At 61.2% G+C, this 22,259-nt stretch carries 12 protein-coding genes; 7 read left to right on the top strand and 5 right to left on the bottom strand.

Annotated features, from left to right (window positions below; all coding sequences use genetic code 11):
* The first annotated feature begins 6 nt into the window (after nucleotides 1-6).
* The 4 genes from E3O28_RS03800 to E3O28_RS03820 all read left to right on the top strand — a co-directional run bounded on the left by E3O28_RS03800 (nucleotide 7) and on the right by E3O28_RS03820 (nucleotide 11,203).
* Entirely contained in the window at nucleotides 7-726 is a 720-nt protein-coding gene (locus E3O28_RS03800; protein ID WP_134415208.1) for a helix-hairpin-helix domain-containing protein, read from the top strand.
* Between the two features lie 267 nt (nucleotides 727-993).
* A complete protein-coding gene (locus E3O28_RS03805) occupies nucleotides 994-1,863 on the top strand; it encodes a hypothetical protein (RefSeq protein ID WP_134415209.1) in 870 nt (289 codons plus the stop codon).
* A 1,779-nt stretch (nucleotides 1,864-3,642) separates the two neighbouring features.
* Complete coding sequence (locus E3O28_RS03815) at nucleotides 3,643-5,607, top strand: hypothetical protein (RefSeq protein WP_134415211.1); 1,965 nt, start codon at nucleotides 3,643-3,645, stop codon at nucleotides 5,605-5,607.
* A 118-nt stretch (nucleotides 5,608-5,725) separates the two neighbouring features.
* Nucleotides 5,726-11,203 carry a DUF3320 domain-containing protein gene (locus E3O28_RS03820; protein WP_134415212.1) on the top strand — a complete coding sequence of 1,826 codons (5,478 nt, stop codon included), beginning with the start codon at nucleotides 5,726-5,728 and terminating at the stop codon, nucleotides 11,201-11,203.
* A 688-nt stretch (nucleotides 11,204-11,891) separates the two neighbouring features.
* On the opposite strand, the gene E3O28_RS03825 is transcribed toward E3O28_RS03820, so the two are convergent.
* Complete coding sequence (locus tag E3O28_RS03825) at nucleotides 11,892-12,956, bottom strand: DNA methyltransferase (RefSeq protein ID WP_134415213.1); 1,065 nt, start codon at nucleotides 12,954-12,956, stop codon at nucleotides 11,892-11,894.
* 797 nt (nucleotides 12,957-13,753) lie between these two features.
* A complete protein-coding gene (locus E3O28_RS03830) occupies nucleotides 13,754-14,782 on the bottom strand; it encodes a hypothetical protein (protein WP_134415214.1) in 1,029 nt (342 codons plus the stop codon).
* Between the two features lie 339 nt (nucleotides 14,783-15,121).
* Between E3O28_RS03830 and E3O28_RS03835 the strand changes: the two genes are divergently transcribed.
* Nucleotides 15,122-15,994, top strand: a complete 873-nt coding sequence (locus E3O28_RS03835) for a hypothetical protein (RefSeq protein WP_134415215.1) — start codon at nucleotides 15,122-15,124, stop codon at nucleotides 15,992-15,994.
* 980 nt (nucleotides 15,995-16,974) lie between these two features.
* On the opposite strand, the gene E3O28_RS16215 is transcribed toward E3O28_RS03835, so the two are convergent.
* On the bottom strand, nucleotides 16,975-17,340 hold the full coding sequence (locus E3O28_RS16215; RefSeq protein WP_166784722.1) for an HIRAN domain-containing protein: 366 nt from the start codon (nucleotides 17,338-17,340) through the stop codon (nucleotides 16,975-16,977).
* 225 nt (nucleotides 17,341-17,565) lie between these two features.
* Here E3O28_RS16215 and E3O28_RS16220 point away from each other — a divergent pair, with 225 nt between their 5' ends.
* Together E3O28_RS16220 and E3O28_RS03850 are read left to right on the top strand one after the other, a co-directional pair.
* Nucleotides 17,566-17,733: a hypothetical protein gene (locus E3O28_RS16220; protein ID WP_166784723.1), complete on the top strand. Its 168-nt coding sequence runs from the start codon at nucleotides 17,566-17,568 to the stop codon at nucleotides 17,731-17,733.
* 2,407 nt (nucleotides 17,734-20,140) lie between these two features.
* Complete coding sequence (locus E3O28_RS03850; protein ID WP_134368874.1) at nucleotides 20,141-20,467, top strand: hypothetical protein; 327 nt, start codon at nucleotides 20,141-20,143, stop codon at nucleotides 20,465-20,467.
* Between the two features lie 595 nt (nucleotides 20,468-21,062).
* Here E3O28_RS03850 and E3O28_RS03855 read toward each other — a convergent pair.
* A complete protein-coding gene (locus E3O28_RS03855) occupies nucleotides 21,063-21,407 on the bottom strand; it encodes a hypothetical protein (protein WP_134415218.1) in 345 nt (114 codons plus the stop codon).
* Nucleotides 21,388-22,206 (bottom strand): metallophosphoesterase, encoded by an 819-nt coding sequence (locus tag E3O28_RS03860; protein WP_166784724.1) that lies wholly within the window; start codon nucleotides 22,204-22,206, stop codon nucleotides 21,388-21,390. Before E3O28_RS03860 ends, E3O28_RS03855 begins: the two co-directional genes overlap by 20 nt.
* Nucleotides 22,207-22,259: the final 53 nt, after the last annotated feature.

Here is a 22,259-nt window from a genome sequence, read left to right on the forward strand (position 1 = left end):
GCGGGGATGGAGCCTGACCCGGTAATCGCGGCACTCGACCGCCTGGCCCCGAGCGCGCAGGGGCGCGCCCCTGCGCGCGTGCGCATCGGGGTGGGCGCAGCCGTCGTGCTGTTGATATTGGCGTTGGCCACCGCGGTAATCGTGTCCGCGCTCGGTCAGCAGGCCGGGCACCAGGTGGTGTCCCCGGCGCACCCGACCGCGGGTTCGGGTTCCGGTGGAGCCGACAGCGGCCCGGACCCGAGTTCCTCGGGGGCAGCCTCGGCATCCGGTGCCCTCATCTTCGTTCATGTGCTCGGCGCCGTGCGGCGTCCCGGTCTCTTCGAACTCTCCACCGGCGCCCGGGTGATGGATGCCGTGGCCGCCGCCGGCGGGCTGACCGAGACCGCCGATCCGGCCGGCACCAATCTCGCTCGCAAGGTCAGCGACGGCGAGCAGCTCTACCTGCCCCAGCTCGGCGAAGTCCCCGAGGGACCGCCGCCGGGCAGCGGTGCATCCCTCGGCGGCGCATCCGACCCAGGTGGCGGCGGCCCGGCGGTCCTGGTCAACCTCAACACGGCCAGCCTGGCCGACCTCGACACCCTGCCGCGCATCGGCCCGGCCATGGCCCAGCGCATTCTGGACTTCCGCGACGCCAACGGGCCGTTCGCGGCCGTCGAGGACCTGCGCAATGTCACCGGTATCGGTGAGAAGACGTTCGAGGGGCTCAGAGCCCTGATCACCGTGTGAGAGTGGCCGTGAACGGAGGGTGCCTGAAGTCCTGACGCATCGGTGCGGCGGGCGTATCCGGTGCTTGAAAACTGACCGACTGGCGGCAATGGGCGCTGTCGGCGGCCTGCTCGCGGGCTGAAGCGTGTCGTTTTTGACGAGCCGCTCCGTCGCCGCGGACCGGCGGCGAGGTCACCGGGCACGCCTCCACACCCCCGGTCCCGCGTCAACCGGGCACAGATTCCGGTGGCCACCGGGGGGAGCCGCGGGCGCACCTAGCCTCCCGATATGGATTTTACGCGCGACATCGTAGCTCGCCGCCCGGATCACGGCATGACCGGGCTCGACCTGCGCCTGGTTTTCCCCGCGGCGACCGCCTGGCTGGCGGCCTGGTTGCTCATCGCCTTCCCCGGGTGGGCACCCGGCGCTCAGGCTGCGTTATGGGCCGCCGCCCTGGGCGTGGGTCTGGTTGTGGCGCGTCGACTGGTCCGCGCCCGGGGGGTGTCGGCCTGGGGTGTCGGCCTGGTCTGTTGCGCTGCGGCCGCGCTGATGGCATCCGCGGTCACGGTCGCTGCGCCCGGGCGGCTGCCGGAAACCGTGCGGGAGAGCGCCGCCCGGCAGGAGTCAGTGACCGTGCTCCTCACGGTGGCGTCAATCCCGGTGCAGACCCAGTCGTTCGGTGCTCCCGCACTCTTCGGCCCGGCTGGCTCTGACTCCGGAGCGTCCGCCCGGGTGCGCTTCCGCGGCACCCTGACCGGGATCGAGCAGGGCGAGGTCGCCCGGAAGGGTGCTGGGCGGGGTCTGTCGGTTCCGGTGGTCGTGTTCGCGGAGACTGCGAGCGGACAGACGACCGCGCTTCAGATCGGCAGTGTCGTGCGGCTGGACGCCACCCTTCGGCTCACGGCGGCCGGGGATGCGGCATCCGCCCTGGTGTTTGGGCGTGGTCCGCCCGAGCTCCTCGTGACACCACCCTGGTGGCTCGGCTGGGCCGGGGAACTGCGCACCCTGTTCACGACCGCCGCGGGCGATCTGCCCGGCGACGGCGGTGACCTGCTGCCCGGCTTGGCCATTGGTGACACGAGCTCGGTCGAGTCAGACCTCGACGCGGCCATGAAGACGAGTTCGCTAGTACGTCATAAGGTACCGTCATTGACCTAGTGCCTAAACTGGCCGCATGGATTACCTCGATACCCCCAATTGTCCAGCCTGCCTGATGCGCATGGAGCCGGTCGAGGGGATGACCACGACGCTGTGGCGGTGCCCAGAGTGTGGGCTGGTGAAGCTATAGCGCACCGAAGACTTGCGGGTAGGAGCGCGGCGGCGGCGTTCGACGATCCCTAACTGCCTGACTTGGACGAAGCCCGAATCTGCCAGTTGATCGCGTCGACAACGGCACCAGCCACTAGCAATGTCGTCCCGAGGGAGACTGCGCAAATCCCGAGGCAGAACGCAAGATAAGCGGGGCCGAAGTCATTGAGGTCGGAACTTCCCAGACCGCCGAAGCTGACGAGTGCTGTGACAAAGCCGACGGCGAAGAGTGCGCCACCCAATACGTAGAGGTTCGCAAGAGCCTTATTTTGGGCTGTGGGAGCATGTCCTGACCTGGCTACTTCACTCGACGCACTGGACATATTTTCCCCCTCTGTCGGAGCCGACTGTCGACTCTTTGCGTCAGTGTGGCACCCTGAAGCAGTCGAGCAGAGATGCGCCATGCCGAACCGACGGAAGGCTGCCATCCCCCTTTCGGGCAGCGTGGATGGAACGTTCATTGGGTTCGGTCGCGTGACCCTCTCCCTGAGCTACGGGCCACAGCGGCCCGAGTTCAGTCGTTCACGCTGCAATCAGAGCCAGCGGGAGCAGCCCAGGTGGGACTAGTGGCAGTAGCCCAGCTAGGACGTGCCCAGTCAATCCTTGAGGACAGTTGCGCTGCCTCTTGTGCGTTATTGCTGCAAGCAGTTGAGATCGTGGCCAACTGGGTGGCCAATCGATTGGCTTCCGCGATCAGTTGCTCGTTGTTAGTCCAACACCCTTAGCGTGCCGGAGTACTCGTCGCCCCGGAACCCTGTCCCCGCAACGGCAATTCTTTGGGTTGCTCCAGTTGTCGTCATTGCGGTGCCCCTCGAAATTGAACGTCGCGAGATCCCAGTCGTACAGAGGGCTGACCCTGTGCTCTGACGATACCGCGCATGGACCAGCTATGAACACGCCAGAGCAGATCATGACCGTTGAAGAGCACGTCGCTAGATTGATAGCGTGCGCCCCGCCGCTTACCCCCGCGCAAGCAGGTGTCCTACGTTCGGTGTTGGCCCCGCGGGCGGCGCCAATCGCAGCGTGAATCCGATGCTGTTGTCGCTCGCTTACTTGCGAGCGAGCGAGCTTCCTCGAGTTCCGACATACGGCTTAAGTCTTGCCGGATAACTATCTGTTGAAGCCTTCAAGCGCAATAACCAACAGTTCCGGCCCGGCCAGACCGTCCCGACCAGCGGCCAGTATGGTCTCTTCGGTCCGCGCGGTGGAACCACCGGTCACGAGGTTACGTCCGTGCGGGGCGAGCCTTTCCCTCCGTCGCCCCGTCCTGGCATGACGTACCGTCTCAACGACCGTACGAAGTAGATGCGACGAGGGCTCCGGCGCAGGCCGGAGCCCCCGTCAGTGTCTGCGCAACACATCAATGAGCGTTTTCCCGGGCGTGACTTCTCCGCCTGCGCCGGCCTGCTCGGTCTCAAAGCTTTCCAGAGCAAGGGACTGCTCGGCCAGGTATTCGTGGGGTACGGCCAATGCTGACTGCTGCAGCTCGGCGAGCTCGCAGGCCTCCGACGATGTGGGGCAGTGCGCCCCGAAGTGGGGATGAGGTACGCGGCCGGCGTGAGGGTTTCTGCTAATAGCCTGAATCTGTGACCGGCGAGTCGGTCAGATCCACTTGGGGGAGTTCGCTACATGACTTATACGACGATAGCCGCGACGGTGGGGGCAGACCAGAACGACATTTGGGGAGAGAGCCCGCGGGTCATGTCCCTTGGGTATCGTGCCATTCTTCGGCTTGAAGACAGCGAGAATGCCGTGAAAGTCGCTGAGGATCAGGTTCGTGACTGGTTGCGAACGAAGCTGCGGACTAGCCGGGGTTCACTTGAATCTGCAGAGTGGGACGGTGCCGGGGTCTTCGAATTAGGTGCGGGTACAACGTTGACTGTGGTCACGCTGAGTGATGATCGCGACCAGAGTGCGCGTCAGTTGATCAGGCTGGAAGAGACTAATCCCACCGGTCGATGGATCGTGTCAGTGACTGCCTGTTCTCTTCCCAACGCGAGGCGGGACAAGCAGGTCCTGCTTATCGAACTCCAACAGGCTGGCGTGAGCGTCGACGATGCGCTGCGTGAAGCCCGGCCTCCTCGCCTTGTTCGCAATCTCCTTGAGAGCACTCTCGTGAGAGATAGCAGCACGGTGCTGTCACCATCCCCGATTGTCGTACGTGAAGACAACATCGACGAGGTCTTGAGCGCGATAGCGGATGCCGGCCGATCGGCGTCCGTCGTGGTCGCCTCATCGCCGGGCCAAGTGTCCGACCAACGATGGCAGTCGATAGTTGGTCAGCTCATGCGCGACAGTGTGGGCGTCGCTACAGCGTTCGTCATTGCCGACAGTGCGGTTGAGCTACTATCTCGACTTCTGCCGAGTTCCCATGCTGTGCCACGTGGTGCTGTGCGGACTTTCGCGCCGAAGGTGGACTTGGAGGATCCACAGGACGGGATCCGGCATCGAATTCTCGGTGCAGCGACATTTGCGAGATCGATAAACAATGGGCGCGTGTCGGGGTTGCTGCCAATTGTGCATGCTCATCAAGCCAGGCGCCGGCTGGTGGAGCTTGAGTTGCCGGCCGACCTTCGGCGGTCGACTGAGCTTCTGGTTCGCGAAGATGCTCGTATAACGCGCGAGGCTCGAATCGGCCAGATGGCCCTCGCTCCGAGCCCTGAGCTTGAGACTCCTAAATCTGTCAATAACAACGTTGAAACGCGACCGGCTAGGGGTCGCGGTGCGGCAAACGCTGTTGCGGATTGGACCCGACGAGCAATCGCTGGCCTGATAAGTCGATGGACCGGGGCAACCGATGTGTCTCTGGAGTCCGTCGCGTTGCTGGATTCGTTCATCGCTCGAAACGCTGATGGATATTCTGTAGCGCGCGAACAAATTGAGTCCCTTCTTGCGTCAAAAAGCGGTTTACAGGGCGAGATCGACCGGCTGCGGGAGCAGGTTGAGGAGGCAGAGCTCTCCGCACGAATCGACAGTGACGAGGCAAGAAAGGCCTCGCGCGAAGCGCGCATCCTTCGTGAGCGACTGCAGGCTGCCGAACAATATGCGGATGCCTTCGTAGAGCCGGAAGAGGCGGCCTGGGAACCGCCAGACAATATCGAGGAGTTCATTCTCCGGCTGACCCCGGGAGTCTCCGACGTGCCTGTTGTGGCACGCGTTGAGTTCACGGGAGATGAATCGTCAGCCCTTGAGATAGACAAGAGAGATCCCTTCGGACGTGTTGTGGCGAAGATGTGGGAATTCGTGCTGATTCTCCACGACTACGCGGAACTACGAACAGACGGACGGTTCCAAGGATCAGTGCACCAGTACTTGAACGATTCGGCGACGATAGGTCGCAAGTGCTCACCTCAGCGGCACGCCGCCGGGGAGAGTGAATCGGTTATGGGAAACGCCCGGATGAGCAGAGAGCGTGTCTTCCCGGTGCCGAAGCAAGTAGATCGAAGTGGACAAATGATGATGACCGCCCATTTCAAGCCGACGCATTCCGACAGTTTTGCGCCCCGCTTGTACTACTTCGACGACACTGCTGGGACCGGAAAAATCTATGTTGGATACGTGGGCCGTCACCTGACGAACACTCGTACTAACTAGCAGCATGCGCCGTTTGGCGGTGCGTATGCATGCCGCCGGTGGCGTGGTCGTCCGGCGGGTTGGCTGGCTGGCACTATCGTCAGGTCTAGCTGGGCAACCAAGGGGTTAGGAGCTTTCCGTGGATGACAATCAGGAGAAGCTGAAGAGCGCACTGCGTCAATGGCGGGAATCTCTCGTCAATATGGGTGGGCGGAATCGTCTCCTCAACTACCGACCGACGAGATCTTCTACCCTCGAATTCGTCCGTCACACACCGGAAGAGGTCTTCGATCTTGTCTCGGGTAACGATGGTGTTTTCGCACTTGGTACGAAACCGCCTGCCCCCGCAAGGGTCGCAGTAGTTGTGGACGAGAGCGATGATGATGAATCTCAACTAGAGGACCAGGTGCTCGACGTCATCGAGTCCTTCAACTACGAGGCGTTTCCCGCGCAACTGTTCGCTGACAAGACGCAGCGCGAGGTGGACCGCGCTCTCAAGAACCTGGCAAACGCGGCCAAGCGGGAGTTCTTGGACAAGGGCCTGAACATCCTTTACATTGCGTTCGGGGCGCTGAAGTGGGTGGATGACTCAGGAGACTCGCGGAGAAGTCCACTCCTATTCGTCCCGGTCGAGCTGCGAAGCGACGGCCCCAGGCAGCCGCATCGTCTCTACTTCTCCTCGGAAGATCGCGCCGGGAATCCGGCGCTTGCCCTGAAACTTCGCGAGTTCGGTTTGGGATTGCCTGCGATCGAAGACCTTGACGAGGCGATCGAGGCGAGCGGCCTTTCTGCTGCGCTGGATCTCTTCCGTGCCCTCCAGCTTCCGGAAGGTTGGGAAGTCGAAGAACTTGCCGCGCTGTCGAATTTCATGTTTGCGAAGGAGGCGATGTTCCGGGATCTCGAAAACAATGAGGACCGGATTCTTGAAAGCCCCATTCTGAATGTCATCGCGAGTTCACAATCGGGACTAGTGGAACAGTTCGCTTTTGACATGCTCGGAGATGATCGAATTGACGAGTCGGCTCCGCCGGAGTCCGCTCCCTTAGTGCTAGATGCAGACTCGAGCCAACGGGCAGCGATCGCCGCTGCGCGTGAGGGGAAGAGTTTCGTCCTGGACGGCCCTCCAGGGACGGGAAAAAGCCAGACGATCGCGAATATTATTGCGGCACTCATCAGCGACGGGAAGCGGGTTCTCTTCGTTTCTGAGAAGGTCGTCGCGTTGGATGTTGTGCGTGATCGGCTCAATGAGCGTGGACTCGGGTCTTTCCTTTTTGAACTGCACAGCCATCGGGCCGTCAGAAGTGAAGTAGCGGCGCGACTTGCCGGAGCGCTTGACGTCAAACCGGTTCCTGTCGGCCGCCCCAAACCGATCACGCGGATGCGGTCCACGGAGCTCCGGGGAACACTCAACGACTACGCCGATGCTATGAACGAGGTTCGAGCTCCGCTTGAATTGACCGTCCACGAGGTGCTCGGCTCGCTAGAAGCGATTGCAGCGTCCGGCGAATCGCCGGCCCCTGTATTTGCGGCCAAAGAACTTCATCCAACCCAACTGGCTGAAATTAAAATGGAAGCAGTCAAGGCCGCCGACTACTGGGACGTAATCCGACGGGGTAATAATGACCCTTGGTGGGGCCTTGAAGAGACGGAATCGCTTCGCTACGACCTCGATACCGCGCGTGGTGCACTCCGCGCCCTTCACCAATCCCTTGAGGCGGTGTTGCCTGGACGACGATACTTCGGACTTGAGGCAACATCGAAGTGGAAGCGTGCGGTCGAACTCCTCGCAGTCTGGAATCGGAATGAGGGAGTTCACAGCCCAGATTGGCTTCTGAACCAGGATGTTCTGGGGCTCTCCAACTCGGTGGATGAATACGCCAGAGCGGTGGTGGAGTTCATGGCTGTTGACTCAGCCACTCAGGTACTCTGCGGTCCCAATTGGCGCGACAGCCCAATTCCAACGATTAACCGCCGCATCGACACCAGTTTGGCAACTGTCCTGCCGGGAGCTGAGACGTTGCGGCTGAGCGAGCTGGAGCAGGCCAGAAGCGCCTCCGCGGATGGTGCAGCGATAGTGTCTGCTCTGATCGCAACCGCGGCGGTGTTGTCCGAACTAGTCGGGCTTCGAGCTCCGCAATTCATCGCGGGCTTCGATGCATTTGGTGCGGCCATCCACGCGGTGCTCATGAAGAACAGGCCAAACGCTGAATGGCTGACGTCTCAAGACGCTCTTGACTCGGTCAGGGACGGAGCACGAGGTCTTCGAGAGTCAATTCAGGACGAACTGGAGGCGGCAGCATCCGCACGTGAATATTTCACGGACGGTATCCAAGCACTGGACGCTACAGCCCTCAGCGTCACCGTCAAAGCCAGTGCCTCCTTCACCCGGCGTTTTGGTCGCGAAGCAAAGGAAGTTCGCCGAACGATAGCTGGAGTCTCGTCCGGATCCGCCAAGATGTCTGTGCTGAAGCTTCCACTCGCTTCCACCTGGCAAGACGCCAGAGAGACCCGTTCCTCGCTCGAGACCCAGTTCGCCCACCTCCTGGGGAGATATTCGGTGGCAGATAAGGGCTGGTCCGAAACCGAACAAGCGTTTGAGGCCGCCCAGATCATCCTCTCGTCGGCGGAAATTTCAGATCCAATCGCTCTCCATCGGTCCCTCAATGACGACGCCACGCGCGCGTTGAGCGCAGCGCAGGCTGAACTTCTCATCGGGCAGCTGGCGCACTGGCGAACTGTCGCTTCTGCCGGCATCCTCCACGTCCCGCTTGAAATCGGCGAAGGCGCTCCCAATGCGGCTCGCCTCCTCATGATGAAGAGCGAACGAGAAGCCTCCAGAATCGAAGACGAACTTCGACACATCGTGGCGGGGCTCGACATCGATCCACCGATAGGCCAAGCCTGGGACTCAGCTCAGGCCCGCATCGACGCCGACGCGGAAGTCCAGCAATTCGAAGCCATCCGGGCCAGACTCGCGCCAACCCTTGCCCTGGCCGGGACCAACTTCGGCACAGGACAGGTTTCGGCGCTCAAGGACAAACTCAAGTGGACGCGCGACGTCCAAGCGGCCGTCGCTGACAACGGCGCTGTCCGAGTCCTCACGAATGACCAACTTGCTGCTTTGAGCACAGCGAACACACCTGATGGCGTCGCGGCCGACGGTGGCGAGTGGGAGCTGAGACTTGCTGCTCTCAAGAACCACTTCGCTTCTCCACGCGCTGACCTGTTGGAATCGGAGTTGGAGGATCGACTTCGGGGCGACTTGCATCTGGTCGAACTCCTCGCAGACAGGAACGGACCGGAGTCATGGCTCGCCGCGAACGCCGCGCGCACACGGCTCACTGAACTTGGCCTCGGCAATGTTGTTGACGCCCTTCTGAGATCCGACGTTGCCGCCGAAGTCGTCGCTGACCGCATCGAGCAGGCAACGCTGCGTCACTGGGTTAACCATTTCCTGAGGCACGACTCCCGACTGGTCGGCAAGTTCGGCGAGAATCGTGACGATTTGGTCACCGAGTTTCGGAAGATCGATCGTGAACTCATCGACGACGCGAGCAATGAAATTGTCCAGTTGGCGGTCTCCAGACGCCCGAAGACGGGCTATGGCCAGTCCGCCCTCATCCGACGCGAGGGGGAGAAGAAACGGCGCCACATAGCCGTTCGGGAACTCGTCGACCAGGCGCGGGACGTTATTCAGGCGATTCATCCGTGTTTCATGATGAGTCCGCTCGCGGTGTCGCAATATCTCCCAAGTGACATTGAATTCGACGTCGTCATTTTTGACGAGGCAAGTCAGGTCACTCCCGGCGACGCGATCAACTGCATCTACCGTGGGAAGGCGCTCATTACCGCTGGCGACCAACGTCAGCTTCCGCCGACATCGTTCTTCGCGGCCGGTATCGCGATCGACGAGGATGACGATGAAGACGACCTAGCCAATGACTATGAATCGATCCTGGACTTGATGAAGTCAAGTGGGGGCTTCAACACCATGACATTGCGGTGGCACTACCGTAGCCGCCATGAGCACCTGATCGCGTACAGCAACCACTCGTTCTACGAGGGGCGTCTCGTAACTTTCCCCGGGGCAATCGATGAAGACGAGAACCTCGGAGTCAAGTTCTACCTGATCGACGGCGTGTACAGGAGGTCGAACGGGCAGGACAACCCCAAAGAAGCCCTAGCCGTGGCCCAGAGAGTGATCAACCACTTCGACACGCGACCTCAAGCGAGCCTGGGAGTTGTCGCTTTCTCTGCCGCACAGCGGGACAGTATCGACAACGCCATAACTGTTGCCCGCTCCGAGCGCCCAGATCTCGATCGATTCTTCCAGGACGATCGCCTCGATGGCCTTTTCGTCAAAAGTCTCGAGGAGGTGCAGGGCGACGAACGCGACGTCATTATCCTGTCGATCGGATACGGCCCGGATGAGTCGGGGAAGGTCTATCGGAACTTCGGGCCCATCAATCGAAAGGGTGGGGAACGGCGCCTGAATGTCGCGATCACCCGAGCCCGCCGGCTCGTTGAGGTTGTCTCGTCGATGACAGCCTCTCAAATCGGTGAGACTGCCAGCGAAGGCAGTCGGCACCTGCGGCGGTACCTTGACTTTGCAGAGCGAGGGACGAAGGCGCTAACGCTTGAACTCGGGTCTGAGGGCCGCGGAACCGACTCGCCATTTGAGGACTCGGTAATCGATGCCATCCGGAGCTGGGGATATGAGGTGCAGCCCCAGGTCGGGGTGGCGGGCTTCCGCATCGACATTGGTGTGAAGCACCCGGATGCGCCGGGCGTATTCATGCTTGGCGTCGAATGCGACGGTGCCATGTACCACTCCTCTCGAACGGCTCGAGATCGAGATCGTCTTCGGCACGAGGTGTTGGAAGGGCTCGGCTGGCAGATCCACCACATTTGGGGAACCGCGTGGTATCGAAACAGGGACCGCGAGATTGCGCGACTGAAGGAACTCCTCGAATCGCGCAGCAAAGCGCCGATTTCCGGGCGGCTCGTGGCCCGGCAGCAGCTTCGAAAGCTGCCTAATGTCGTCGAAGAGCGTGACTCCTCGCCTGTCAGCGTGCCGGAGTGGCTCGTGCCCTACAAAACGGCGGAACGTGAGCATTTTCCCTTGGGAATTGAGCTGGGCGAAACGGCCAACGCGCACCACATCGTTCCGTTCGTGCAACGAGTCGTCGAGGCCGAGAGCCCAGTTCACTTTGAAGTGCTGAGTACACGCTTACGCGAGACTGCGGGCATTGGACGTGTGGGGCACCGCATTCGGGCAACGTTGCAGCGTGCGGTCCAATTGGCTGATGTTGATGTGGACGGAGACTTCCTGATGTTCGGAACGACGCCGTTGAGCGAAGTCAGGACGTCATCTCCATTCCAAGCGCGATCCATCGACCAAGTTCATCCGCGTGAACTTGAACTAGCGGTGCACTGCGTCGTTCGTGACGCGGCCGGCGCAAGCCGGCCTGATGTGGTCGAAGCAGTGTCACGGGCCCTGGGGTGGAACCGTACGTCAGTTGCGATAGCGGCGGTGATCGCCGGAGCGATCGACCGTCTCGTTGCTGCGGGGAATCTCCGAGAGGCGGACTTGCGCCTCACAATCGGCAAGCGCTGAAGTCGTCTCTCAGGAAACGTCACTGTCCGAGCCAGCCGGACCCGGCACGGCTGACATTGTCTGCTTGATCCGGCAAGGACGCGTCGCCTCAAATGGCCGGAACTCCCAGTGATAGAGCGGAAGTAGGGGAGTTGCTGGAACGAATCCGGGCTTAGCCTGGACTCGCGCATTCGCGGCACCGGAAACTGCCCCTCCTTGCCCAGCGATAGCAAGGGCTCCCGAATAAGATGAAACACCCGACCCAATTCTTGCCGTCGGCCCAGCCACGAACACCCCAGGGGAAATTCCTAGCGTACGCACCCTCTGCGCCGGACCTCGCACTTGAGCCGGACGGCGCGGTCGGAGTGTCATGGCTCCCGGTCGGGGTCCGAGCGTCGCTGCGTCAGGACGCTCACGACCGCGCGACACTTCATCTGCGGCTGGGACTTGCAGGCGTCGACACTCTTGAGGTTTTCGACCGCATCAACGAGCTGGGGAACGGCCTGAGGCACGACCCGTTCTACTAGGGCGAATGGCGATTCCTCTCGAGATCGCACAAGTGAAGCGCTGGGACACTGGCTGAGGTCCCGGGCTGCTGGCGAACAATCGCCGGAACGGGTTCAGGCGCTTCAAGAAACACGTAGATGGGCGTATTGAGAAACGCGAATCGCACCAACAAACCCTCGGGAGGCGCAGACGGATAGGCCGATCAGACCAAGCGATCAAGCCTCTGGCTAATGAGAGGCAGGTACGCCGTTTCCTTTTCGAAGCCGATTGACCTCACGCCAGCTCGAGCGCACGCCTCCAGCGTCGTACCCGTGCCGGCGAACGGGTCCAGGACGAGCTGTCCCGGGCGCGTGGCCAGTCGCACGAGCCAATCCATGACAGCCAAGGACTTGACCGTGGGCCCAGACATCCCATCGACTTCGGGTCGCTCGTCCTTCGTCGCCTTGGGGTGGTGGAAGAAGGTCTGGTAAAAACGCGTCGCGTCCTCGTTGCGACCGCGCGACGCCAAACCCTGCTCGTGCACCTGGCCTACTGGGCACTCCGCGACACATTGGTCTTCGGCACAGCTTTCCGCGTGGTGCAGCAACACGTTACTCGGCATACGGCCTGCGCTCGGGGGAGTGGACTTTGTTCCGGCGGGACGTTCAACCCGCCATGTCTGATTGCTGTTCACGAGGCCTGGCGTTCGGCTGCGGTCCTCCGTGCCGGCGGGTATCCGACATGCCTCAACGTTTAGACCGCCGACACCGCCGGCCGCTATCACGCTCGCCAACGATTCCCTGGAGGACTTGTTGCGGAACATGAGGATGGGTTCCAACGCCGGACGCATCATGTTGCCGAACCCGGCGTAATCACCGGCGATGTCGGTGGCGCCCACCCGGTTCAACTCCCCGTCAAGATGACGGAACCCGGCGGGGAAGCCCTGCCCGTGGATGAGCGCCAGGCAATCGACGACTTCGAAACCGGCATCCTCGATGGCAACGGACATGCGTGCGAAAGTCTTGGGATGGCCGAACGCCAGGAGATTCGCTCCGGGCTTCATAACCCGACGTACCTCCTGCCAGAAGGCTGGGTCCAACGCAATCTTGGAGCGGTCCCAATGGGGACGACCGTACTCATTCTTCGTTAGTCCGATGGCGAAGGGCGGGTCGGTCAGGACTGAGTCGAATGTTGCCGCTGGGAAATTTCTCAACAGGTCCCATGCGTCACCGTGCATAACCGAGGCAAGCTCTCGTGGGGAGCCAGCGTCGAACTTTGGAATTGGCATGTTGCCCTAACCGTAGTGGAGCCACCGGGCGGTCGACCGCGCATGTCCCTCGTGCCAAGCGAGGGGAGCCCGGCAAGCCTAAGAACCACCATTCGAGGGTCAACCCCGACCCGCCATGCTTCGACCACTTCGGGCAGCCTTTGGGCGTTTACGCTCCTATCAACCCAACTATCGGGAATCTCAACGTGGATCTGCTCGCCGACACCGCGGGAGATTGGCGATGCCGGCGAGTCGCGTCTGGGACCCTCTCTACGCTGCGCGGCGTCATTGTGGTACCTGCCGGCTCAGCGACTGGCTGGGGCCTAGAATCGCTCTCACGGGCCTCCCACAAAGCAATTCGTGCGGAGGTAACCGAACCGAATATTGTCGAAGGAGAAACATGACGAGTGAATCTTGTTCCGTTTGCGGCGAAGAGGCTGACGCCGATGAACTTGACCCCCATGGACACTTCTCATCCGACGACGACGACTGCGCAATCTGCGGTGACGAACATTTCGTCGTGGGTAACAAGCCCGATCATGAATGGACCAACGGGATCTGACATAGTGATCTACTCGCCGATCAGTTCCACGATGAGGCTAATTCCAAGTACATCGACCTGGCGATGCAGGTGATAGGGATCTCTGGGTTCCGCTCTCCAGGGCGTGCCCGTGGAGTCTGACCTTCCGCAGATCCGGAGAACCTTCTGCCAATGTCTGCTGTAGCCGTGCGGCTAGTCCACCTCCGCTGAGTGTCCCAGCGTCGAAGCTGTTCCGCAGACCTCCGGAGCTCGTCTCTCTGGGGGACAAAGTCATCGATCATGTCGTGATTCTGTCAGGCTCTACATCGGTCTCTTCGTCTTCCGTCTCGTCCTCGACGAGCTGGCTAGAAAGCATCGTGGTGAGCAGGCCGGCGAATGCCTCGCGGAGCTTCGGTAGGGCTTCGTCGGCGTCTCGGCCTAAGAGATCGTCCAGCGTCCAGATCGCGATGTACGGCTGACGTGGAAGCAGGATAGCTACGCGGCGAATGCCGAGCGAGTCGTCGAGGTCGAGGAGGGTGTAGCCGAGCAGTTGGAACAGGGTGTCCCGCAGCCACGGGTTTGTGATCTCCTCACGGGTTTTGAAGTCGACGAGCAGGTCGTTGATCGCAAGGTCAGCGTCCGCGCCGCCGATTGCCAGAGCCCCGGGGAAGGTCGGGTTCGGCGTGTAGTCGAAGCCGTCGGACACGGCTCCATTCCACTCCTCGAGGAGCGGGGTGAGCGACTTGTGCATTTTCGCGATATCGAAGATCAGCGCATCGTCGATGCTCATCATCAGTTCGGCGGCAGTCTTCGCGCGTTTGATCTGTCGCCCCAGGTCGTTCGTGAGCGCCGTGATGGGCCCGGCGCGGTAGATCGCTTCGCACCATGCAAGCGGTACCGACACCCGGGCAAGACTCAGCGGATGCGGGTCCTTTTCTCTGAGGGTCAGATAGGCGAAGTTCAGCGCATCCTGCAACAGACGCGCGATGTGCCTGCCGCGGTGCACGGTGTTTGGGTTCGCCCGGAGGCGTTCGAGGCCCTTCCACGCAGCGGTCTCAGCAACTTCGAATCTAGGCAGGCTCATCCGGATGCGGTAGTCGAGCGCGATCCCCGCCGCGACCGCGTGGCTCTTCCGCTGGGAGTGCGTTACCTCCGCAGGAATGGGGATCTGCGTCTCGAGCACAGTGAGCTTGTCGAAGTCGAACCGCGTCGCCATCGCCTTGCCCTGCGCTCCGCGGGTGCCCGCCAGGGCGAGGTCTGGGGCACTCTCATATATGAACTGTCGAACTGGCGATACTGGGTCCTTGAGATGGCTCGTCAGCGACATGTTTCGACCGTAGCGCGAGCGCCGGAGCGCACACGGGTGCCCCGCCGGCAGAACGGTAGCAGCGCCTGCATGGGGATCTTGCTCACCTGCCTGAAGTACCAGCAGAGCTACCCCGCCACAACGGCAAACCAGACCGATTCTGAACTTTTCTGGAAGTTTCTGCAGCACTGGCCGTAAGATAATCGTGTGCAGTCTGGACTGCCAATCTCCGAATCTTCATCGCCCACGCGATGCAGATGCTGAGGATAAGGGTCGCCCGTCCAGCAGAAGCAAGACCTCTTCGAGTCACTCTTCCCAGTGCTCCGGAGCGTGGGATCTGGAGCATGAATTGGAATGAGTATGACTACTTCAAATCACGACAACCGTCGCCAGGTTCAGCGGGATGCCCGCACGTGGGCCCAGTTGACTGGGACGAACTACACGACAGCACTTCGCGAAGTCGCATCGCCTCTGACCCAGGGGATCCTGGGTGACCGCATCACGGTTGCGCAGCTGATGCAGGCACTGGACACGTACCCCGACCTCGGTGAGTTCGGCGTGAACGCAGATAAGCCGTATCGTAACGCTGATGGCCTGATCTTCGGGGGCAAAGAACTGTACTCCGACGTGATTCTGGCTGCTGAGTTTTTACAGATGTTCACGCCCGCAGCCGAGCCGGCGACCGGCAGCTACAGTCTCAAGCACAAGGCCGAGGAATTTCTCAAGCCGGTGCGCTCGTACATCACGAACGGACAGCTGATCTGGGCGGCCGCTGCCATCGGGCTGCCGATCTCGCGGCTGGAGCGGGACAATCCGAACGTCGAGATCGGTGTATCGGAACTCGAGTACAGCTACGCGCGGGGTGCTTTGCGCGGTGTCAGTAGCCAGCGCCCGAAGGCCCATGACTACCAGCCTCCGCGCTGGACCCACCTCCGGGGCGCTCTCGATCAGTTCGCGGCCACCGGTGACGTCGGCGACGTCGGGGAGAATCAGATGTCGCTGCAGCGCGCTGACGGTGACCTGCGGTTTCATGACTGGCTGGTCAGCCAGGCGGGACGTCCCGATCCGGTCGGTGACGTCTTGGGCGACTACAAGTACGGAACTGAGCAGAGTCAGGATCCGATTGCCCGCACGCCGGAGGATTTCCTGGGGCTCCTGGCTTCCTATGGTGCGTCTGGCGACATTGTCGACATCGCTCACAAGGCCATTGCAGAATGGCGCGCTCTGCGCTGAGGGACTGTCGCTCCGACAGCCTTGACAGCGGCTCAGCTGTGATCGAGCGTTAGTAGCTCGATCACAGCTGCCCAGTCGTACAGCTCGATGGCGTCCTTGAACGTGGGCGCTGTGACCTGCTCGGCGAGCACGTCCTTGGTGTGCATATTGACCTGATCGAGGAGGGGAGCAAACGAGGTCTGCTGTAATCCCAGGCGGTAACTGTCATGGTCTATCTACCTCGGAGCAAGAGCTTATTGAGCGGCTGGTGCAAGCATCTCCGTTCCCAGAGGACGGAGCAGGAGGTTGAGGCTTCCCAGCTGTCCGGGCGTGAGCGGCGGCGCGCCGGAGACAATGAGGGCGATATACGCATCGAGTTCCTCGGTTGTGCGAGCGGGTTTGGACTTGGGTTTGGCTGGTGTGTGCATACAAGGTCTATGCGCAACATCTCAGATCGGCTGGAACGGAGGCTCGCCTCCGACATGTCGTGGTTGATTGTTTCGGATTTCATTCACCTTCGTCGGCCACCCGGGCACCACGTTTCCGGCCCGTGCCTGCCCCGCCCGCGCCACGCGCGAGGTGCGCAACCTCACGTGCTTTGGACCCTGACCCGATGTCCGTTTGCGTCTTGCGGGCCATCCTGGGGCAGAGTGACGTCGACCGGCTCCACCTGCGTGCGCATGCATCAGATTGGCGCGACCGTGCCGACCGTCACAGGGAGGGCGGCACCTGACAAGAGCCTCGAACGGGAAACACTGGGTCATACATCGGCAGCTCACGCGCGTTGGTATTCTCACTCCGGAGCAGGGAGCCGTCCGTACGGCGCGAATCGGGTGCGGCTGCCTATGCCTATGCGTCTGCCTATGCGTGGATCGCCTCGATGATGGTCGAACCCGAGTCGCACGCCTCCGCCAGAAGCTGACAAGCCCATCGGCTTCGGTAACGACCAGAAGGGCCGGTACCGCGGCGGCAACGTGTCGAGCGGGGCTTCGCTCAGATGCCTATTCGGCCGGGAGGGCCTTGAGGAATTTCTGCAACCCCGCGGCGGCGGGTATCCCGACCTGCATCTGCTTTTCAGCGCCCATCCCGGTGCCATTGACGAGGAACGCGTCCTGGGGGAGCGGATCGAGTATCGGAGCGAGCATCGCGGCTTTCGTCCTGGATACGTAACCGACCCGACGCCCTTTGCCGTAGACGGCCACGGCATTCGGATCATGCTTGTTTCGCGGCTCGCGGATCAGGAGGTACTGGTCGGCGCCGTGTGCGTACCGCCCAGCCTGCGTCACCGAAAAGGCGGATCCGACGATGCGGTACTGGGTGGCGGGGATCGACCGCAGGTCCAAAACGCGGAGCGTCGCTACGTCCACAGTCTTCTTCTTGACCCCGGCGTTCGTACGGCTTCGGCACCGGTTCCCGCGCTTCGAGCCCAATCCGGTACGCCGCGACTCGGGCCGCGGTCTGCTCCGGCGTGTAGGTCTCAACGACGATCGAGCCGTCCGGTGCCCGGCGCCTGATCGTCGTATTGCTGGTAGCCCGCCACCGCCGGCCGTTCCGCATGTGGGTTGCGACCGAATAGTAGTTCCAGGATCCCCATGGCCGGAGCCTACGGAGGAATGGACGGTTTTCTCGTCCATTGGCAAGATAAGCGAGTGAACCGGCCATCCGTGAAGCGGTTGTTGTCTATGGTGCGGATGCTGCGAGGTGAAGTTGACGAAGTTGTTGTTGTACCGGTCATGAGCCAGAAGGCGGAGGCCAAATAATGTAGTTCACGGCGCTGTGCGCCTCGCTAACGAGCTGAAGGGGCCGTGCAAGCGTGGGTGCGCCAATTGCTATTGGGGCCGTTAGAATCCATTCTGTGACCGGTGAGTGGGTCAGGAGGCTTCGTCGTGGACAGTTAACTGGGTGAATTCGCTCAAGCGGGCAGTCCTACCCGCACCGCAATTCACCTGCGCACCCACCTTGACCTGACTTGCAATGCGGTGGAAGACGCCGGCGGTGTTGGCTCACATTCTTTCCTAGCCTCAAAAGCCTGCTCTCGGGGGCGGGCAGTCCCCGCGCCCCGCGGCAGGGGCCAGAGACGGGTGCCCAGGATCCGGAAAGATGAGATTCCCTCTTCATTACCAAGATTACCAATGGTTACCAGCAAATGGTAATCTCCCGATCCCATATAAACACTGGCCACCAGGCCCCTTTTTAACTTTAATTACCAAATTACCCAGATATAGATATACATATAGAGAAAGAGAGAGACACCTCTGTCTAGAGGGAAGTATGTTTCTTCTATCTATATATGCACCCTCCACATTTTGGTAATCTGGTAATGTTGCGTTGAATTTGTCTTCTGACCAGGGAAAAATGAGTTACCAAGACGTGGTAATCGGCTGGTAACTTGGTAATCTGGGCCGGAAGTGGCCGTCAAGTCACCCAATGTCCAGAAGATCCGCCCGAAAACTGTGTCAATCAAGTGATACGGGGGGCCTCCTGTGTCAACGAAGTGATACAGAAAACCCTGTGTCACTCGGGTGATACGGGGTGCAATCCGTATCAGTCACATGACACGTGCCAGTGCTGTATCATCCCTGTGATACAAAATCTGGCCCATCAGGCCGGTTGGACTCGAAGTTGCCGCGCATCACGTGGTTGGAATGCGTCTACCTAGAAGTCGGGCGCGTAATCTTCCGTGGTGTCGTCCTCGGCCGGAGCGACCTCGCGAGAGCGATCCTGAGATCCCGGGGGATGGTCGACCCAGCCGTCAGCTCTCCAGTAGGGAACGGAAGGGTCATGGTCAGTCGGTGGCTGGCCGGTCGCGCTGCTGGGATCGTGGGCGTCTCCGGGTTTGGTGGCGCTCCCAGCGTTCGCGTTGTCCGTGCTCCGATTCGCGGAGCGGCCGATGGTGCGAGAATTTAGTTGCCATTGAGGCCGTTCGACAATCGCATCATCAAGACTGGAACCGTACTCTAGCTTGGCGGCGTCATCGCGGTACTGTTCGCGCTGGTCCTCTGTTGCCGGCCACAAACCCTGAATAGACAGAACAGTATCTCCGAGTTCGACGCCGTGTTGACGTGAGACTTCGATGAGAGCACTTGTGGCGGCGAGGACCGCGTTCGGGAGGGTTGAGTGATCTCCTACGAAATAGAATCTGGAATCTCTGCGGACGAGGCCCTGATCCAGGAGTCTCGAGTACGCCGCACGCCTGGTATTGGATGAGCCCGATGGCGCTTCTGAGGAGCCTCTCTGTGGGGGAAGCTTGGTGCCTGCTGGCAGCTGACCAGTGAGAATAGCTGAGGCTAGGGTCGAGTAAACCTTCTCCCCTTTAGCCACCTTCCCTTTAGCCACCTCTGATGTTGCCTTCAAATCTAGATCCCCTCATGGAACGTATCAGTGTGATGCTACCTGCAAAGGAGGCTGTCGCCCTTGCGGCCTGCTTCAGCACGTAGGGGAGACGCCGCACATTTGTCGCAAATTGCTTAACGGAGACCTGGTCAGGGGTGTGGCGCGGTCTGACCCCGACTCCGGGTGTATTGGCCCTCTTTGGGGCTGCACTTGGTAGGTCGTGACGCCGATGGAGGCGGGATTGTATTCCGGCACGGGAACGCTTGCGCGACCGAGATCAGTACATTTTCTAGCAAGAGATGTGTTCGCTATCGATTCGCACTGTGGAGGGGCGTTGTGCGGAGTGACGAAGGCAGAGAGCCGCAAAAATCAATTGGCATCTAGCGCCTGGCCGCGAGCACATCTTGGTGGGCGCCCGTCGAGAGGCAAGCGCCGAGGTGCTGCTGAGGAAAGGGATTCGTAGTGACTGTGAACGCCAATCTAGGTCCACTCGAGCGTGCAATTCAAACGCGGGACACCGAACTGTTGATCACGACTGTTCGATCGCGATGCAAAATGGCTTCGACTCCCGCGGGAATATGTTGGATTTGGCTTGGGGCAAAGCGGATGGATGGCTATCCGTATATTGGCCGGGCTCGAACGAATCGCTTGACGCACAGAGTGGTGGCCTGGGCGGTCTGTGGGTGGGTCGGGAAGCTTGCCGACTTCCCGCATGTCCATCACGTGTGCGGGATCCCGACGTGCGTCAACCCCGTACATTTGGTCCCCACGACGGCGCTGATCAACAACATTGAACGGTCTACACGCAACGCCCTTCTGCGAAGGATTGAAAAGTTGACAATCGCGCTTGTGGAGCTGGCGCCAGGGCACCCGCTTCTAATAGCAGGTTGGGAGGCGGTCGACTCGGGGCTGATCGTTGAAAAAAGATTGGGCGGGAGCTACCAGTCTCCGCGCGCACAGCTGCGCCGCATGGAAAGCAAGGCAGCCTATGAAAACGGGCGGCGGAAGAATCAGGCACGCCGGTTTCAACAAGTCATCGAGGTCGACAGCTTGGTCGCACGTGGCCACGCCAAGGCAGCGGCACTCGCCGAGATTGGAATTGACCGCACGGCCTACTACGAGTGGCGATCTCGGATGCGGGAAGCATTCGGGTATAACTAGACGCGCACCGAAGAGATTGACCTGGTTTTGCCGTCGGGACCGAATCGCTCGCCCAAATAGTTGCCGGTGTCTACCTCTTGGCGCCAACGCGGTGACGTGGTGCGTCGATAGGTCCACGGTCTTTTTCTTGACCCCGTCGGTGGCGTGGACCTTCGGCACCGGTTTCCAGGCTTCGAGCTAGAGCTTGTACGCCGCATCTCGGGATCTGCTCCATCGGGTAGGTCTCAACGACGCTCGAGCCACCTGGTGACCGGCGCCTGATCGTCGTTGCAGGAAGCCGGCACCGGCGGCCTTTCAGCAGGTGCTTTGCAATCGAAGACTACTTTCGAGATGCGCATGGCCGAAGCCTACTGAGCAATGGGTGGTTTGCTCAGGCTACTGAAAACGTGAGGGATCGGACCGTCCGTCGGCGCAGTGACGGTCGTCTGTAGTGGGAAGGCTGCGAGGTGGGGTTCACGAAGTTGCTGTACCGACCACTAGCCAAGCGGAGGAAGCAACACATGCACCTCTCGGCGCTGTGTGCCTCTCTAAAGAGCTGGATGGGTCCGCTCTTCTGCGGGGAGGACCTCGGCACCGGGCGTCCGTGGTCTCGGAGTTATTCCGGCTCACCAGCGGAGCTTTCCGGGAGCTTGTCACGTGGTATCGCTTCGATCGACGACACGATCGAGGTACTTGCCCAGAAGAAATCAATGTCATCCTCCCAGCCGTCGGTGTACATCGTCCATCGGCCGCGGACGCCGACCCGGAGAGTGTCGATCGACCGGAGCGGTCGGGTCCGGTCGTTGATCGTCGGTGGGGCGCCGGTGCCAGGCACCCTGGTGACGGTGCCCAGATCGAGGTCAAAATAATGGCTGCTGTCCCGCGTGATTACGCGCCACGCGCCACCTTCATCGCCAGAGAGTTCGATCACGCGGACCGGTTCAACTTCCGAGTCGGTCATCAGCAGTCCTTTCTGGTGCGGAGAATGTCGACTCGGCGGGGGCACCGTTTCGGTAGAGGAATTCCAGGTCGAGGGTGGCGGTGTCCAAGATCGCCAAGTTCACGCGGCGGGGGCCGTTCATGTCGAGCACGACCACCCGGGTGGGATGCGGCGTCTCCCCGGGCAGGGGCAGAACTTGGTCGTAGAACCGGTGGTAATGCCCTCCGAGGGTCAGCCGGGGACGGGTCTGCAAAACTGCACAACGAAACATCACCCGGCTTCCCGTTGCGTAGGCGATGTCGTCGGTCGAGAAGCCCAATTCCTGGGCTCGTCTGTCCAGATCGGCCTCGTCCATCAGCGGTGCCTCATGGCCCGCGAGGACATCGACGTGCTGGGGGCCGAGACGGCGGAGATCTGAGTCGGATATCTGTTCCTCGGGCCACCACGACAGGCCCTCTTTCCGGAGCCTGCGATCGATGCTGTTGGCTCCGCCGAGGGCAGCCAAGGTGAACCGTCCGCCGATCTGGGTGCGGTATCCGCGGGGGAGGTGGGCGATGTTGGCCGTGATCCACCGGACGCCGTCGGGATCGAGGGGATACTCCGAGAGCTTGGGGTGCCAATCGTGATTGCCCTCCACGAAGAACATGGTCATTTGATGTCTGGCCAGGGCGCGCGAGACCTTGTTGAGGTCGATCTGCCAGTTTCTGCCAGGCCAGAGCACGCCCCAATCGCCCAGTTGCAAGATCACATGCACGCCGCGGTCCGCCAAGGTCACGAAGGCTTGAAGCGCGTGTTCGATGTCCCCATGCAGATCTCCCATGACTCCGATCCGACGCACCGTCGAAAGAGTCTGCACAGCGTAAGGCGCATACG

Source organism: Cryobacterium sp. TMT2-14 (assembly GCF_004402465.1).
In the GTDB taxonomy this organism is placed as follows: domain Bacteria; phylum Actinomycetota; class Actinomycetes; order Actinomycetales; family Microbacteriaceae; genus Cryobacterium; species Cryobacterium sandaracinum.